18 protein-coding genes are annotated in these 15677 nt (G+C 69.3%); 15 read left to right on the top strand and 3 right to left on the bottom strand.

The genetic code is table 11. The features are described from left to right. Positions 1–445: 445 nt before the first annotated feature. From ASE76_RS19575 to ASE76_RS19565, 3 genes are all read left to right on the top strand, one after another. The gene (locus ASE76_RS19575; RefSeq protein ID WP_055843475.1) at positions 446–1453 is read left to right on the top strand and encodes an RluA family pseudouridine synthase; all 1008 of its coding nucleotides are present in this window, start codon (positions 446–448) and stop codon (positions 1451–1453) included. 80 nt (positions 1454–1533) lie between these two features. After that, a complete protein-coding gene (locus tag ASE76_RS19570) occupies positions 1534–2208 on the top strand; it encodes an HAD family hydrolase (protein ID WP_055843472.1) in 675 nt (224 codons plus the stop codon). 272 nt (positions 2209–2480) lie between these two features. Continuing rightward, positions 2481–3428 carry a S49 family peptidase gene (locus tag ASE76_RS19565; protein WP_236698536.1) on the top strand — a complete coding sequence of 316 codons (948 nt, stop codon included), beginning with the start codon at positions 2481–2483 and terminating at the stop codon, positions 3426–3428. Positions 3429–3521: 93 nt separating this feature from the next. On the opposite strand, the gene ASE76_RS19560 is transcribed toward ASE76_RS19565, so the two are convergent. The 3 genes from ASE76_RS19560 to ASE76_RS19550 are packed head-to-tail and all read right to left on the bottom strand — an operon-like array spanning position 3522 to position 6063. Continuing rightward, the gene (locus ASE76_RS19560) at positions 3522–4676 is read right to left on the bottom strand and encodes an MFS transporter (RefSeq protein ID WP_236698535.1); all 1155 of its coding nucleotides are present in this window, start codon (positions 4674–4676) and stop codon (positions 3522–3524) included. Continuing rightward, the gene (locus ASE76_RS19555; protein WP_055843469.1) at positions 4673–5446 is read right to left on the bottom strand and encodes an SAM-dependent methyltransferase; all 774 of its coding nucleotides are present in this window, start codon (positions 5444–5446) and stop codon (positions 4673–4675) included. Before ASE76_RS19555 ends, ASE76_RS19560 begins: the two co-directional genes overlap by 4 nt. Continuing rightward, positions 5443–6063, bottom strand: a complete 621-nt coding sequence (locus ASE76_RS19550) for a nucleoside triphosphate pyrophosphatase (protein ID WP_055843467.1) — start codon at positions 6061–6063, stop codon at positions 5443–5445. The genes ASE76_RS19555 and ASE76_RS19550 overlap by 4 nt, the downstream gene beginning before the upstream one ends. A 25-nt stretch (positions 6064–6088) precedes the next feature. Between ASE76_RS19550 and ASE76_RS19545 the strand changes: the two genes are divergently transcribed. The 12 genes from ASE76_RS19545 (at position 6089) to ASE76_RS19490 (ending at position 15628) form a co-directional block, all read left to right on the top strand. Beyond that, the gene (locus ASE76_RS19545) at positions 6089–6643 is read left to right on the top strand and encodes a DUF177 domain-containing protein (RefSeq protein WP_055843465.1); all 555 of its coding nucleotides are present in this window, start codon (positions 6089–6091) and stop codon (positions 6641–6643) included. Positions 6644–6774: 131 nt separating this feature from the next. Beyond that, positions 6775–6957 (top strand): 50S ribosomal protein L32, encoded by a 183-nt coding sequence (rpmF, locus tag ASE76_RS19540; protein WP_055843463.1) that lies wholly within the window; start codon positions 6775–6777, stop codon positions 6955–6957. A gap of 106 nt (positions 6958–7063) precedes the next feature. Then, positions 7064–8143, top strand: coding sequence for a phosphate acyltransferase PlsX (gene plsX / locus ASE76_RS19535; RefSeq protein WP_055843461.1), 1080 nt, complete (start codon positions 7064–7066; stop codon positions 8141–8143). Positions 8144–8147: 4 nt separating this feature from the next. Next, positions 8148–9149 (top strand): beta-ketoacyl-ACP synthase III, encoded by a 1002-nt coding sequence (locus tag ASE76_RS19530; RefSeq protein WP_055843459.1) that lies wholly within the window; start codon positions 8148–8150, stop codon positions 9147–9149. A 64-nt stretch (positions 9150–9213) separates the two neighbouring features. After that, positions 9214–10164 carry an ACP S-malonyltransferase gene (fabD, locus tag ASE76_RS19525; protein ID WP_055843458.1) on the top strand — a complete coding sequence of 317 codons (951 nt, stop codon included), beginning with the start codon at positions 9214–9216 and terminating at the stop codon, positions 10162–10164. A 41-nt stretch (positions 10165–10205) separates the two neighbouring features. Beyond that, the gene (gene fabG / locus ASE76_RS19520; protein ID WP_055843456.1) at positions 10206–10952 is read left to right on the top strand and encodes a 3-oxoacyl-ACP reductase FabG; all 747 of its coding nucleotides are present in this window, start codon (positions 10206–10208) and stop codon (positions 10950–10952) included. Positions 10953–11066: 114 nt separating this feature from the next. Beyond that, the gene (gene acpP / locus ASE76_RS19515) at positions 11067–11306 is read left to right on the top strand and encodes an acyl carrier protein (RefSeq protein ID WP_003058049.1); all 240 of its coding nucleotides are present in this window, start codon (positions 11067–11069) and stop codon (positions 11304–11306) included. Between the two features lie 58 nt (positions 11307–11364). Beyond that, the gene (gene fabF, locus ASE76_RS19510) at positions 11365–12612 is read left to right on the top strand and encodes a beta-ketoacyl-ACP synthase II (protein ID WP_055843454.1); all 1248 of its coding nucleotides are present in this window, start codon (positions 11365–11367) and stop codon (positions 12610–12612) included. Between the two features lie 32 nt (positions 12613–12644). Next, positions 12645–13115, top strand: a complete 471-nt coding sequence (locus ASE76_RS19505) for a hypothetical protein (RefSeq protein ID WP_055843451.1) — start codon at positions 12645–12647, stop codon at positions 13113–13115. Next, the gene (gene rpoE, locus ASE76_RS19500; protein ID WP_055843449.1) at positions 13112–13747 is read left to right on the top strand and encodes an RNA polymerase sigma factor RpoE; all 636 of its coding nucleotides are present in this window, start codon (positions 13112–13114) and stop codon (positions 13745–13747) included. The genes ASE76_RS19505 and rpoE overlap by 4 nt, the downstream gene beginning before the upstream one ends. A gap of 63 nt (positions 13748–13810) precedes the next feature. Then, entirely contained in the window at positions 13811–14542 is a 732-nt protein-coding gene (locus ASE76_RS19495; protein ID WP_055843447.1) for a sigma-E factor negative regulatory protein, read from the top strand. Between the two features lie 30 nt (positions 14543–14572). After that, complete coding sequence (locus ASE76_RS19490) at positions 14573–15628, top strand: MucB/RseB C-terminal domain-containing protein (protein ID WP_055843444.1); 1056 nt, start codon at positions 14573–14575, stop codon at positions 15626–15628. Positions 15629–15677: the final 49 nt, after the last annotated feature.

Raw genomic sequence — 15677 nt, 5'->3', positions numbered from 1 at the left:
TGCCGGGAAAGCCGCGGCTGCGGACGCCTTAGCGCTGCAGCAGGGGCGGGGGCGCGTGGACGGGGGCGAGGAACGGCTGCAGAGAGGGTTGCGCAGCCGGGCGGGCCGCACGGGCCCGCGGAGGAGGCACCGGCGCCCGGGGCACGCCGACGGGCGGGGGCAGGAGCCACCGCCAGAGGGCAGTTACCAGGAGTGTCGGCACGTCTGAAGTCTCGCTTTGATCCGCCGGCCGGCCAGCGCTGAAAGGAGCGCGGGGCCGGCCGGATGGGTGATTCCAATTCTGTTTTTCGAAGTGCCGGTTCGGCCGAAGGTACTGCGAGCCGCCGCGGGCAACGGGCCCGCAACTTGCGCGAAAAGCCTTCGGTGGCATCGACCTGCTGGCGCCGCGGGGGTGGTGTGTGGACTAAAATCCATCAAAATCAACCACTTACACAGCGTCGCGCCAGTGAAACACATTATAGGGGCCAAAGCCGTGGCCGCGGCTCCCGCCGTGCGCCAAGTGACGGTGGACGAGGGCTCCGAAGGCCAGCGGCTCGACAACTTCCTGATCCGCGAACTCAAGGGCGTGCCCAAGACCCACGTCTACCGGATCATCCGCAGCGGCGAGGTGCGGGTGAACAAGGGCCGCGCCGCCGCCGACACCCGCGTGGCGGTGGGCGACGTGGTGCGGCTGCCGCCGGTCCGCACCTCGGACGCGGCCGAGGCCAAGGCCGCCCGGCCGGCACCGGCCCGCGTGTTCCCGGTGCTGTTCGAGGACGAGCATCTGCTCGCCATCGACAAGCCCGCCGACGTGGCGGTGCACGGCGGCAGCGGTGTGAGCTTCGGCGTGATCGAGCAGCTGCGCCAGGCGCGGCCAGAGGCCCGCTTCCTGGAGCTGGTGCACCGGCTCGACCGCGAGACGTCGGGCATCCTGCTGGTGGCCAAGCGCCGCTCGGCGCTGACCCGGCTGCAGGACCAGTTCCGCGAGCGGGAGACCGGCAAGACCTACCTTGCGCTGGCGATCGGCACCTGGCCGGCGCGGCTCAAGGTGCTCGACCAGCCGCTGCACAAGTACCTGCAGGCCGACGGCGAGCGGCGGGTGCGCATCACCACCCCGGAAGACCCGGACGGCATGCGCTCGATCACCCTGGTCAAGGTGCGCCATGCGTCGGCCGCGCGGGCCGAGGCGGGGCTGCCCGCCTTCTCGCTGCTGGAGGTGACGATCAAGACCGGTCGCACCCACCAGATCCGGGTGCACCTGGCCGGCCAGGGCCACGCGATCGCGGGCGACGACAAGTACGGCGATTTCGCCCTGAACAAGCGGCTGGCGGCGCAGGGGCTGGGCCGGATGTTCCTGCACGCCTGGCGCCTGCAGTTCAACCATCCGGCAACGGACGAGCGGATCGCGCTCGTCGCCGAACTGCCGCCCGAGTTGCGCGCCTGGGCCGGTCCGGCCGACGCCGCCGGGGTCTGAGCGCGCGCCCGTACCAGCAGAATCCGCCGGGGCGCCGCCGCTCCCCGGTCCCAAACACCCTCTACAGCCGAACCACACCGATGTCCGACCCCACGCCCCGTCCCCGCCGCTTCGACCTGATCGCCTTCGACTGGGACGGCACGCTGTACGACTCAACCGGCGTCATCGTGAAGTGCATCCAGGCCGCGGTGCAGGACGTGGGCGGCACCACGCCCACCGACCGCGCCGCCGCCTACGTGATCGGCATGAGCCTGGGCCAGGCGCTCGCCCACGCGGCGCCCGACGTGCCTCCCGAGCGCTATCCGCTGCTGGGCGAACGCTACCGCCACCACTACGCCAGGCACTACGACGACCTGATCCTGTTCGACGGCGTGCTGCCGATGCTCGACGGCCTGAAGGCGCGCGGCCACCTGCTGGCCGTGGCCACCGGCAAGAGCCGGCGCGGCCTGGACGAGGCGCTGGCCACGGTGCAGCTGCGCGGGCTGTTCGACGACTCGCGCACTGCGGACGAGACCGCCGGCAAGCCCGACCCGCTGATGCTGCACGAGCTGATGGAAGCCTTCGACCTCCCGGCTGAGCGGGTGCTGATGATCGGCGACACGACGCACGACCTGCAGCTGGCCCGCAACGCCGGCTGCGCCAGCATCGGCGTGAGCTACGGTGCCCATACGCCCGAGGCCTTCGGCGCACTGCGGCCGCTGGCGATCGTGCATTCGGTGGCCGAGCTGGATGCCTGGCTGGCGGCCCACGCCTGAGCTGCAGGGCTCGCGAGGCGCCGCTCCTCCCGCCTGTTGCGCCGAGCCTACAAAACATCCCTCGGCGGCGCCCGAAAGACCGCCTGTCCGTGCCTGAACGGCGGGATGCCCGCGCCGGATACAACTCTCTCCCGGGGCTTACGGGGTCCGCTGGCATACTGCTGTCAACCCCCTCAACCCCTGAGTTCTAGATGACCGAGCCGATCTTCCGCGATCCCCTGGATTCCCCTGAAAGAATGCCTGCAGCCCAGGCGGATGGCCGGCATGATGCTATGAAAAAAGAAGCAATGGCCGCCAGCGGATGGGAGCGCGCCGCCATCGAGAAACTGGCCTTCTCCGCACTGAAGGAACAGCGTGCCGCCCGCCGCTGGAAGACCTTCACCCGTCTGGCCTGGCTGGTGTTCTTCATCGCCGCGGCCTGGATCCTGTTCCACCGGGCGACGCCCACCACCGCCAAGTCGACCGCCCATACGGCGGTGGTCGACATCAAGGGCGAAATCGCCGAGGGCAACGATGCCAGCGCCGAATTCGTCGTCTCGGCGATGCGCACCGCGTTCGAGGACGAGGGCGCGCAGGCCATCGTGCTGCGGATCAACTCGCCGGGCGGCAGCCCGGTGCAGGCCGGCATCATCAACGACGAGATCGTGCGCCTGAAGGCCAAGCACAAGAAGCCGGTCTACGCGGTGGTGGAAGAGACCTGTGCCTCGGCGGCGTACTACATCGCTTCGGCCGCCGACCAGATCTTCGTCGACAAGGCCAGCATCGTCGGCAGTATCGGCGTGCTGATGGACGGCTTCGGCTTCACCGGCCTCATGGACAAGCTGGGTGTCGAGCGCCGCCTGCTCACCGCCGGCGAGAACAAGGGCTTCCTCGACCCGTTCAGCCCGCAGACTGAGAAGCAGCGCGCCTTCGCGCAGGCGATGCTCGACCAGATCCACCAGCAGTTCATCGGGGTGGTGAAGGCCGGCCGCGGCGCCCGGCTCAAGGAAACCCCCGACACCTTCACCGGCCTGTTCTGGACCGGCCAGCAGGCGGTCGAGATGGGCCTGGCCGACCACCTGGGCAACCTGGACTACGTCGCTCGCGAGGTGGTCAAGGCGGAAGAAGTGGTCGACTACACCCGCCGCGACAACGTCGCCGAGCGCCTGGCCAAGAAGTTCGGTGCGGCGATGGGCGAGGGCGCGATCCACGCCCTGAAGGCGGTGCCCGCGATCCGCTGAGTGCCGGCGGCTCGCCGCCGCCGCATGCGACGAAGCCCGCGCGATGCGGGCTTCGTCGTTTCTGCAGGGCCGCCTGCCAGGCGACCACGCCGGTCAGCGCAGGGCCCGCCGGGCGCCGAGGGCCAGCACCACCGCGAACACCACCACCAGCCACAGCGCGGCACCGAGCGACGTCCACTGCGCCACGAATCCGATGATCGGCGGGCCGCCCATGAAGCCCAGGTAGCCGAGCGACGAAACGGCCGCGATCGCATGCGCCGGCGAACTGTCCGGCACCTTGGCCGCCGCGGTGAAGAGCAGCGGCACCACGTTCGCGAAGCCGATGCCCGCCAGCGCGAAACCCACCAGCGCCAGCCAGGGCGCGGTGGCCAGCAGCACCACCACCATCGCGAAGGCCGCCAGCAAGGCGCTGGCGCGCAGCAGCACCGCCGGCGCGACGCGGGCGCGCACCCAGTCGCCGCCGAAGCGCGCCGCCGCCATCGCGGCCGAGAAGCTGGCGTAGGCCCAGGCGGCCTCGGTCTGCGGGCTGCCGAGCTCCTGGTGAAGGTAGAGCACGCTCCAGTCGTACATCGCGCCCTCGGCGATCAGTCCCAGCCCGGCGAACACGCCCAGCACCAGCAGCGTGCCGCGCGGCAGCACGAAGCCGGGCGTGGAAGGCGCATCGGCGGCGACCGGCAGCGGCACCAGCATCCGGTGGGCCGCGAGCAACGCCGCGGCCGCCAGCACGACGGCGACCAGCGTCAGGTGCCACTGCGGCCAGGCGAGCAGCACGCCGCCCACGCCCGCGCCGGCCATGCCGCCCGTGCTGAACATGCCGTGCATGCCGCTCATCAGGGGCCGCTGGCCGACGCGCTCGAGCTCTGCCGCCTCGGCGTTGATCGCCACGTCGAAGATGCTGTTGGCCACGCCGAACACCGCGAGCAGCACCAGCAGCGCCGGCAGTCCGGGCATCACCAGCAGCAGCGAGATGCCGCCCGCCATGGCCACCCCGCACACCCGGCAGACGCCGCGCGGCCCGAACCGGGCGATCAGCCGGCCGGCCTGGGTCAGCCCCAGCAGGGCGCCGATGCCGGCGGCGAGCATCGCCACGCCCAGCCCGGCCTCGGTCACGCCGTAGAGGGCCCGGATCGTCGGGATGTGCACGCCCCAGGTCGCGAACAGGAAGCCGGAGCAGAAGAACTGCACCCGCGTGGCGTGCCGGCTGGCGCCCAGGGCCCGGGCGCCGCGCAACGATGCATCGCCGCTCACGGGCCGATCGCGAAGACCGCGGGCGTCGCGTTGTCGGGCGCGCCGGTGCCGGGGCGCTGGCGCCATTCGTGCACCGCGGCGCTGCGGGTGTGGCCGGTCGAGAGCGTCAGGCCGTGGCTCACCGACAGCCGCGTGTTGGGCTGCAGCCCTGCGATCAGCGCCTGCAGCAAGGCGGCGTTGCGGTAGGGCGTCTCGATGAAGAGCTGGCTTTGCCCGGTCTTCTGCGCCAGGGATTCCAGCATGCGGATGCGGGCGGTGCGCTCGGCCGCATCCTGCGGCAGGTAGCCGGTGAACGCGAAGTTCTGCCCGCTGAGCCCGCTGGCCGCCAGGGCCAGCAGCAGCGAGACAGGTCCCACCAGCGGCACGACCGGCATGCCGAGCGCGTGCGCGGCGCGCACCACCGACGCGCCGGGGTCGGCGATCGCCGGCATGCCGGCCTCGCTGACCAGTCCGATGTCGTGGCCCTGACGTGCGGCCGCCAGCAGCGGGCGGGCGTCGAAGCTGCCGGCGGCGTGGTCGCCCTTCTTGTGCACTTCGCGCGGCAGTTCCTGGATCTGCTGCTCCTGGATCGTGGCGGCCAGCGGATGCAGCGCGTCGATGCGCTTCAGGTAGGCGCGGGCCGATTTCGCGTTCTCGCAGATCCAGTGGGTGATCCGCGCTGCGCGCTGCAAGGTGGCGTCGGGCAGCGCATCGGTCAGCGGCGCCTGGGTGGCGCAGCCGAAGTCGAGCGGTGCGGGAACGAGGTAGAGCGTGCCGAGGGTGCTGCTCATGCGATCTGCACCCCCGCGGCGCGCAGCAGGCGGCAGGTGCGGATCAGCGGCAGGCCGACCAGCGCGGTCGGGTCGTCGTTGTCGATCGCGTCGAGCAGCGAGATGCCCAGGCCTTCGCTCTTGGCGCTGCTGGCGCAGTCGTAGGGTTGCTCGGCGCGCAGGTAGTGCTCGATCTCGGCGTCGGTCAGGTCGCGGAAGCGCACCGTCACCTCGGCGATGTCCGACGCCTCGAAACCGCTGGCCACGCAGGCCACGGTGACGGCCGTGTGGAACACCACCGCGCGGCCGCGCATCCGGCGCAGCTGTTCGGTCGCACGGGCATGGTCGCCCGGCTTGCCGAGCGGCTCGCCGTCGAGGTCCACGACCTGGTCGGAGCCGATCACCACCGCATCGGCATGCTGCCGGGCCACGGCCAGCGCCTTGGCGCGGGCCAGTCGGACGGCGAGCGCGCGGGGTGCTTCGCCGGGGCGGGGCGTCTCGTCGACCTGGGGGGCGGCGACCTCGAACGGCAGGCGCAGCCGCTGGAGCAGTTCGCGGCGGTAGGGCGAGGTCGAGCCCAGCACCAGCGGCCGGCCTCCGGAGGGCCGGGAAAGGATGGTGGCAGTCGGAAGTGTCATCCGTCGATTCTCTTACACTGCCCCGATGAAGATTGACTTTGCTGCCGACCGCCTGGACGTGCCGGCCTTCGCCCTGGCGGCGGCCACCCTGGAGGGCCGCGACGCCCTTCGCCTGTTTCCCCGCCTGATGGAAGAAATCGCCGACGAACAGTCGGCCCACACCGTGGACTGGGTCGCCGTCGGCGAAGAGATCCAGCACGTCGGCCGGCCGGCGCAGGAATGGCTGCACCTGAAGGTCGACGCGGTGCTGCCGCTGACCTGCCAGCGCTGCCTGGGCCCGGTCGATGTGCCGATGGAGATCGAACGCTCGTTCCGCTTCGTCGAGAGCGAAGAGGCCGCTGTGGCCGAGGACGACGCGGTGGAGGAAGACCTGCTGGTCACCCAGCGCGACTTCAAGCTGCGCGAGCTGGTCGAGGACGAACTCTTGATGGCGCTGCCCGCGGTACCGCAGCACGACCTCTGTCCGGTCGAGGTGCGGATGTCGGTGCAGGACCCGGATTTCGAGGAAGCCGAGGTGGAGAAGCCCAACCCGTTCGCGGCCCTGGCCACCCTCAAATTGGCCAAGGACGGGAAGGGCTGACGCTTCCGGCTATAATCATGGGCTTCGCGCGATTCCCCAAGCGTCTTGTGGGACCGGTTCGGACCTTCGGGCAGCCGGCCTGACTGGGTTTAGCGCATTCGCCCACACTTACCCAATTCAGGAGCCTCACCATGGCAGTTCAGCAAAACAAGAAGTCCCCTTCCAAGCGCGGCATGCACCGTTCGCACAACGCCCTGACCGTGCCGGGCGTCGCCGTCGAGCCGACCACCGGCGAAAACCACCTGCGCCACCACATCAGCCCCAACGGCTTCTACCGTGGTCGCCAGGTCCTGAAGAACAAGTCCGAAGCCTGACATCGCCTAGTACACCAAGGCCCGGCGCTACTGAATTCGTAGCACGGGCCTTTGTCTTGATGGCTGTTATCTTTACAGGTCGCTCCGGCGGCCGGGCGCCGCATTCATGATCACACTCGCTGTGGATTGCATGGGGGGCGACCATGGTCCCCGCGTCACGCTCGCGGCCTGCCGCAAGTTCCTCGACGACCATCCCGATGCGCGTCTGCTGCTGGTGGGCCTGCCCGACCAGCTGGCCGGCTTCTCGCACGCGCGCGCTTCGCTGGTGCCGGCTTCCGAGGTCGTCCTGATGGACGACCCGGTCGAGGTGGCCCTGCGACGCAAGAAGGATTCGTCGATGCGGGTCGCGATCCAGCAGGTGAAGGACGGCGCGGCCGCCGTGGCCGTCTCCGCCGGCAACACCGGCGCGCTGATGGCGATCGCCCGCTACCTGCTCAAGACGCTCGACGGGATCGAGCGGCCCGCCATCGCCACCCAGATGCCCAATGCCCGCGGCGGCGCCACCACGGTGCTCGACCTGGGCGCCAACGTCGACTGCACCGCCGAGCACCTGCTGCAGTTCGCCTTCATGGGCGCGGCCCTCGGCTCGGTGCTGAAGGGCGACGACCAGCCGACGGTCGGCCTGCTCAACATCGGCGAAGAGGTGATCAAGGGCAACGAGGTGATCAAGCGCGCGGGCGAGCTGCTGCGCGCGGCGCGCGATTCCGGCGACCTGAACTTCGCCGGCAACGTCGAGGGCAACGACATCTTCAAGGGCACGGTCGACATCGTGGTGTGCGACGGATTCGTCGGCAACGTGGCGCTGAAGGCCAGCGAAGGCCTGGCCTCGGTCATCGTCGGCTTCTTGAAGGAAGAGTTCTCGCGCAACGTCTTCACCAAGATGGCCGCGGTGTGTGCCTACCCGGTGCTGTCGGCGCTGAAGCGGCGGATGGACTACAGGCGCTACAACGGCGCGGCCCTGCTCGGGCTGCGCGGGCTGGTCTTCAAGAGCCACGGGTCGGCCGATGAGGTGGCTTTCGAGCAGGCGCTGGTGCGCGCTTATGATGCTGCCCGCAACAACCTGCTGCAGCGTCTGCAGGAGCGGATCGCCCACGCGGCGCCCCTGCTGGCCCGGCAGGCCGCGGTGGCGCCGGCCGCGTCCGTGGTTGCGCCTTCGGCCGAGATTCCGGCTGCCCTGCACAGATAAGAACATGAGACGCTATTCCCGCATCGCCGGCACCGGCAGCTATCTTCCGCCGCGGCGCCTGAGCAATGCGGACCTGGCGGCCGAGCTGGCGGCCAAGGGCGTCGAGACCTCCGACGAGTGGATCGTCGAGCGCACCGGCATCCGCGCTCGGCATTTCGCGGCGCCCGACGTGGGCAGCAGCGACCTGGCCCTGCAGGCCTGCCTGCGGGCGCTGGAGGCCGCGGGCCTCGGCGCGCAGGACATCGACCTGATCGTGGTCGCCACGTCCACCCCCGACATGGTGTTCCCGTCGACCGCCTGCATCCTGCAGCAGAAGCTGGCCCAGACCTCCGACGCGGCGCAGGGCATCCTGGGCGCGCCCGCCTTCGACGTGCAGGCGGTGTGCAGCGGCTTCGTCTACGCGCTGACCGTGGCCGACGCGATGATCCAGACCGGCTCGGCCCGCCGGGCGCTGGTGGTAGGCTCGGAAGTCTTCTCCCGCATCCTCGATTTCAACGACCGCACCACCTGCGTGCTGTTCGGCGACGGTGCCGGCGCGGTGGTGCTGGAAGCCAGCGACACTCCCGGCATCCTGGCAAGCGACCTGCATGCCGACGGCCGGCACGTCGGCATCCTGTGCGTGCCCGGCAACGTGGCCGGCGGCCAGATCCTGGGCGATCCGCTGCTCAAGATGGACGGCCAGGCGGTCTTCAAGCTGGCGGTGGGCGTGCTGGAGAGCGCGGCACGCGCCACGCTGGCCAAGGCCGGCAAGACCGAGGCCGACATCGACTGGCTGATTCCGCACCAGGCCAACATCCGCATCATGCAGGGCACCGCACGCAAGCTGAAGATGTCGATGGACAAGGTCATGGTGACCGTCGACCAGCACGGCAACACCTCGGCCGCGTCGATCCCGCTGGCGCTCGATGCCGGCGTGCGCAGCGGCCGGATCACGCCCGGCCAGACGCTGATGCTCGAAGGCGTCGGCGGCGGCTTCACCTGGGGCGCCGTGCTACTGAATCTGTAGCTGGAGGCCGGCGCGGAACGCCGACTACGGGCCTTTTCGATCTACAAATACCACTATCCTTCGCATGAGCGCTTTCGCATTCGTTTTTCCGGGCCAGGGTTCGCAATCGGTCGGCATGCTCGACGCCTGGGGCGACCACCCGGCCGTGGCCGAAGCGGTGCAGGAAGCGTCGGACGCGCTGCACGAAGACGTGGGCCGCCTCATCCAGGAGGGCCCCAAGGAAGCCCTGGCGCTCACCACCAACACCCAGCCGGTGATGCTGGTAGCGGCCGTGGCCGCCTGGCGTGCGTGGAAGGCCGAGGGCGGTGGCGATCCTGTCGCGGTGGCCGGCCATTCGCTCGGCGAGTATTCGGCGCTGGTGGCCGCCGGCGTGCTGACGCTGGCCCAGGCCGCGCCGCTGGTGCGCTTCCGCGCGGCGGCGATGCAGGAGGCGGTGCCGGTCGGCGTGGGCGCGATGGCGGCCATTTTGGGACTGGACGCGCAGAAGGTCATCGCCGGCTGCCAGGAGGTGACGCAGTCGTTCGGCGCCCCGTCGTCCGAAGTGGTCGAGGCGGTGAACTTCAACGATCCGGGCCAGACGGTCATCGCCGGCAGCAAGGCCGCGGTCGAGAAGGCCTGCGAGGCGCTCAAGGCGGCGGGTGCCAAGCGCGCGCTGCCGCTGCCGGTGTCGGCGCCGTTCCATTCGACGCTGATGCGGCCCGCCGCGGAGAAGCTCCGGCAGAAGCTGGCCGACACCGCCTTCGCTGCGCCGCGCATCCCTCTGGTCGACAACATCGACGTGGCGGTGCAGAACGATCCCGCCGCGATCCGCGACGCGCTCTTCCGCCAGGCCTTCGGCCCGGTGCGCTGGGTCGAATGCATCCGTGCGCTCAAGGCGCGCGGTGCGCGAACCGTGGTGGAATGCGGCCCCGGCAAGGTGCTGGCCGGCATGACCAAGCGCATCGACCCCGAACTGTCCGCGCTGGCCCTGTACGATCCGGCCACGCTGGCCGAGGCCCGCGCCCAGCTCGTCTGAGCGCGGCCGACGCCCGCCTCCGACCCACAGAAAAGAACCGAATGTCTGAAATTGCATTAGCCGGCCAGGTGGCCCTGGTCACCGGCGCCACCCGCGGCATTGGCGCCGCCATCGCCGCCGATCTTGCCGGCAAGGGCGTCAAGGTCATCGGCACCGCCACCAGCGACGAGGGTGCCGCCAAGATCGGCCACGCGCTCGCCGCCCACGGCGGCAAGGGCTACCGGATCGACGTGACCGATGGCGACGCCGTCAACACCCTGGTCGATGCGATCGTCGCCGAGCACGGCGGCCTGCAGATCCTGGTCAACAACGCCGGCATCACCCGCGACCAGCTCGTCATGCGCCTGAAGGACGACGACTGGGACGCGGTGATCGACACCAACCTGAAGGCGGTGTTCCGCCTGTCGCGCGCCGTGATCCGGCCGATGATGAAGCAGCGGTACGGCCGCATCGTGAGCATCACCAGCGTGGTGGGCGCGGCCGGCAATCCCGGCCAGGCCAACTACGCGGCCGCCAAGGCCGGCCTTGCCGGCATGACCCGTGCCCTGGCCCGCGAGCTGGGCTCGCGTAACATCACGGTCAATTGCGTGGCCCCCGGCTTCATCGACACCGACATGACCGCGTCGCTGCCCGAAGCGCAGCAGAAGGCGCTGCTGGGCCAGATCCCGCTGGGCCGCCTGGGCAAGCCGGCCGACGTGGCGCACGCGGTGTCCTACCTGACGAGCCCGCAGGCGGCCTACGTCACCGGCCAGGAATTGCATGTCAATGGCGGCATGTACATGGGCTGACCTGCCCGGTCGCAGAAGAGTTCCCCGCCGTCCATGGGGTCGGCAGCCCGGCGGGCCGCAAGGTCCCGCGGGCTAAAATCCCCGATTCACTATTTACTACCCTCAGAGGGAAACATGAGCGATATCGAAGCACGCGTCAAAAAGATCATTGCCGAGCAACTGGGCGTTGAAGAATCCCAAGTCACCAACGAAAAGGCTTTCGTGGCCGACCTGGGCGCCGACTCCCTCGACACCGTCGAACTGGTGATGGCCCTCGAAGACGAATTCGGCATCGAGATCCCCGACGAGGACGCCGAGAAGATCACCACGGTGCAGAACGCGATCGACTACGCGAACACGCACCAGAAGGCCTGATCGGCCCGCGGGCATCCTGCCCCGACTTATCTCCTAAGACAAGCAAAGGTTTTTGCGCATGAGCCGTCGCCGCGTCGTCGTGACCGGACTGGGATGCGTCACCCCCGTGGGTAACACGGTGGCTGATTCCTGGACCAACCTCCTTGCCGGCCAGTCCGGTATCGACTTCATCACCCAATTCGATGCCGCGGCCTTCACCTGCAAGTTCGCGGGCGAGGTCAAGGGCTTCAACATCGCGGACTACATCCCCGAGAAGGAAGCCCGGCACATGGACCGCTTCATCCACCTGGGACTCGCAGCCGCGATCCAGGCGGTACAGGACAGCGGCCTGCCCACCGGCGATGCGCTGAAGGACGAAACCGCCTTCCGGATCGGATGCAACATCGGTTCGGGCATCGGCGGTCTTCCGCTGATCGAGAACACCCATGCCGAACTGGTTGCACGCGGCCCGCGCCGGGTCTCTCCCTTCTTCGTTCCGGCCTCGATCATCAACATGATCTCGGGCCACGTGTCGATCAAGTTCGGTTTCAAGGGCCCCAACGTGGCGGTGGTCACCGCCTGCACGACCGGGCTCCACGCCATCGGCCTGTCGGCCCGGATGATCGAGTACGGCGATGCCGACGTGATGATCGCCGGCGGTGCCGAAGCGACGGTATCGCCGCTGGGCGTGGGCGGCTTCACCGCGCCGCGTGCGCTGTCGACCCGCAACGACGATCCCAAGACCGCCTCGCGGCCCTGGGACAAGGACCGCGACGGCTTCGTGCTGGGCGAAGGCGGCGGCGTCATGGTGCTCGAGGAGTACGAGCATGCCAAGGCTCGCGGCGCCCGCATCTACGCGGAGCTGGCCGGCTTCGGCATGAGCGGCGACGCCTACCACATCACCTCGCCGGACGTGGGCGGTCCGCGCCGTGCGATCCAGATCGCACTCGACAACGCTGGCGTGAATGCCGACCAGATCGACTACGTCAACGCCCACGGCACCTCGACGCAGATCGGCGACCTGAACGAAACCAACGCGATCAAGGCCGCATTGAGCGACCATGCCTACAAGACGGTGGTCAACTCCACCAAGTCGATGACCGGCCACCTGCTGGGCGGCGCGGGCGGCATCGAGAGCGTCTTCACCGCGTTGGCGATCTACCACCAGAAAGCGCCGCCCACCATCAACATCTTCAACCAGGACCCGGAGTGCGATCTGGACTACTGCGCCAACACGGCCCGGGACATGAAGATCGACGTGGCGCTGAAGAACAATTTCGGTTTTGGCGGCACCAACGGTTCGTTGGTGTTCAAGCGACTGGTCTGACGGCGTAGGTTGAGCGCACAGGTTTTCCTTTCATGCACGCTGCGCCCGCGGTTCGCTATCCGGTGACGCGGTCGTACCGCGTGGCTGCGTGGCTGGCCGGGCTGTGCGCACTGGAGCTGGCTGTGCTGTCGGCTTGGTGGGCCGCTTCGCCGCAACCGGACGCTTTGCATCTGGTCGCGTTCGGCTGCTGGGGTGTCGCGACGCTATGGGCGTTCCTGGCGTGGCGTGGCGCGTCGGTCGGAGAACTGGGGTGGGACGGCCAGCACTGGCGCTGGGAGTCGACCCCTCCGATGGCCGGCTTACCCGAAGGCGTCGCCCGGTTGCATCTCGATCTCCAGAGCCAGCTGCTGGTGCGGTTCGCCCCTGCGCAAGGGCGGGCCGTGTGGCTCTGGCTCGAGCGCAGGCCGGCCAGGCCGGCGCAGTGGCACCTGCTGCGCTGTGCCCTCCATTGCGCCGACGGTTCGGGCGCTACTCCGGTCGAAGGCCCGGCGGTGGCGCGATGACCGAGCCCGTCCAGCTTCCCGCGCCCACCGCGGCCGATACCGACCTCATGCTGGTCGAGCGCACCGTCGCGGGCGACCAACGCGCCTATGGCCTGCTGGTGGTCAAGTACCAGCGGCGGATCGAGCGGCTGATCGGCCGGATGGTGCGCGACAGCGACTTGGTCGAGGACATCGCCCAGGAAACCTTCATCCGCGCCTACCGCGCGCTGCACCAGTTCCGCGGCGACGCGCAGTTCTACACCTGGCTCTATCGGATCGCGGTCAATACCGCCAAGAAGGCGCTGGTCGACATGCGTCGCAACCCGGTGATTTCCGAAAACGCGATGCGCTCCGGAGGCGACGACGACGAAACTTCCTTCATCGACAATGAACTAACCAGCGAAGAGACACCCGAAACGATATTGGCCGCCAAGGAAATCGCGGCGACGGTCAATGCGGCGATGGCGTCCTTGCCCGAGGATTTGCGGCAGGCGGTCACGCTGCGCGAGATCGAAGGCATGAGCTACGAAGAAATCGCTGAAGTGATGCAGTGCCCGATCGGCACGGTGCGGTCGCGGATCTTCCGGGCCCGCGAAGCCATATCGGCCAAGGTCAAGCCGCTGCTGGAAAATCGTTCCGGCAAGCGGTGGTAGAGATATTTTTGCTGCAATGCGTGCCCGTCGCGATTGCGCCCATGCTGTGACATAGGTGATTCCATGAACCAGATCTCCCACGATTTCGACCGGCTGTCCGCCCTGGCCGACGGTGCATTGCATGGCGAGGAATTCGGCCAGACCGTCGATTGGCTCACACATGACGCCGAGGCGCAGACGCAGTGGCATGCCTACCACGTCATCGGCGACGTGCTGCGTTCGCCCGACCTGGCCCGTGGCGCCGCGGACATGGATTTCGTGGCCCGCCTGCAAACCCGGCTGGCTTCCGAACCCCTGCCGCACCTGGTCGAAGTGCCCGAGGCGGCCGTGGTTCGCGTGCAGGCGGTCGAAGAGGCAGCGCGCGTGACGCCGATCCGCGCGGCGGTCGCGCAGCAGGCCGCGAATTCCGACGTGTTCCGCTGGAAGGCGGTCGCCGGCTTCGCCTCGCTCGCAGCGGTTGCCGCCATCGGCTGGAGTTCTTTCGCAGGCCTCGGCGGCACCGGGGCTGAAGCGGTACTGGCCGCCGCGCCGCCCGCGGTATCTGCCGACGGTGCAGGGGCGGTGCAACGGGTGTCGGCTTCTGTCGCGCCCGCGGGTGCATCGACCGGCCGCGGCGCGCCGTTCGCGGCGACGGTACCCGTCATGGTGGCCGGCAGCGATACGCCCCAGGTCATGCTCCGCAATCCCCGGCTGGACGAGTTCCTGGCCGCGCATGGCCAGGCGACCGCCGGCTCGGTGCTGCAATCGCCTCCCGGTTTCGTGCGCAATGCCAGTTTCGAAGGCGCCAACCGTTGACCGCGACCTGTGCGTAACCCGTCTGCCGTGATGTCGCGTCGCGTGGTCCGAAGGGCTGGCTGGGCAGTGGCCTGCCTGGCGGCAACGTACTGGCCGGCCGCTTTTGCCGCGGCGCCCGCCGCTGCGGAAGTCGGTCCTTCCAGCCAGTCGGCTCCGGCGGCGCCTGCGCCTGCACCGCCTGCGGCAGCCGAGGTCGACGTGCTACCGTGGCTGGTCCGCACGCACGAGGCGTCCAAGAACCGCACCTACGCCGGCACGCTGGTCGTGTTGTCGGCGAACGGGGCCTTGTCGAGCTCGCGCATCTGGCATGCCTGCAAGGGCGAGCAGCGGGTCGAGCGGATCGAGTCGCTGACCGGCGCACCGCGCTCAAGCTTCCGCCGCAACGACGAGGTCGTGACCTTCCTGCCCGAGCTGCATGTGGCGCGCTCCGAGCGGCGCGATTCCTTCGGCCTATTCCCCAATCTCCTGCGCGTCGGCGACGCGGCGGTGCGCGAATCCTACGGTGCCCGGCCGCTCGGCAGCCAGCGGGTGGCCGGAATGGACACAGAGGTGGTGCAGGTGCAGCCGCGCGACGCATCGCGCTACGGCTACCGGCTCTGGATGGACAAGGCGTCCGGCCTGACGGTGCAACTGCAGACACTGGACGGGACCGGCCGGGTGCTGGAGCAGGCGGCGTTCTCCGAGCTGCAACTCGACGCGCCGGTGCCGATGGACAAGATCGTTCGGATGATGTCCAACACCGGCGACTACAAGGTCGAGAAGCTGGACGTCACCCGCACCACCGCCGAAGCCGAGGGCTGGGCTCTGGCCCAGCCCGTGGCCGGCTTCAGACCGCTGAATTGCCTGCGCCGATCCGCGCCGACCAAGACCAACACGGTGCAGTGGGTCTTCTCCGACGGCCTGGCCACGGTATCACTGTTCATCGAACCCTACGGCGCCCAGCCGCGTGCCGAGTCGCAGATGGCGGTGGGCGTGACGCAGATGCTGTCGCGCCGGGTCTCGGGCGACTGGTGGGTGACGGCGGTGGGCGAGGTGCCGTTGCAGACGCTGCAGACGATGGTCCAGTCGCTGGAGCGCAGGCGCTGAGATCGGCCTTCCGCTCGGGCGTCGGCCAATGCGGGTCCTGGCGCCGGTT

The organism is Xylophilus sp. Leaf220 (assembly GCF_001421705.1).
Taxonomy (GTDB): Bacteria; Pseudomonadota; Gammaproteobacteria; order Burkholderiales; family Burkholderiaceae_C; genus Xylophilus.
The sequence above is the reverse complement of the archived record's forward strand: the minus strand, read 5'-3'. Positions and strand labels throughout refer to the sequence as shown.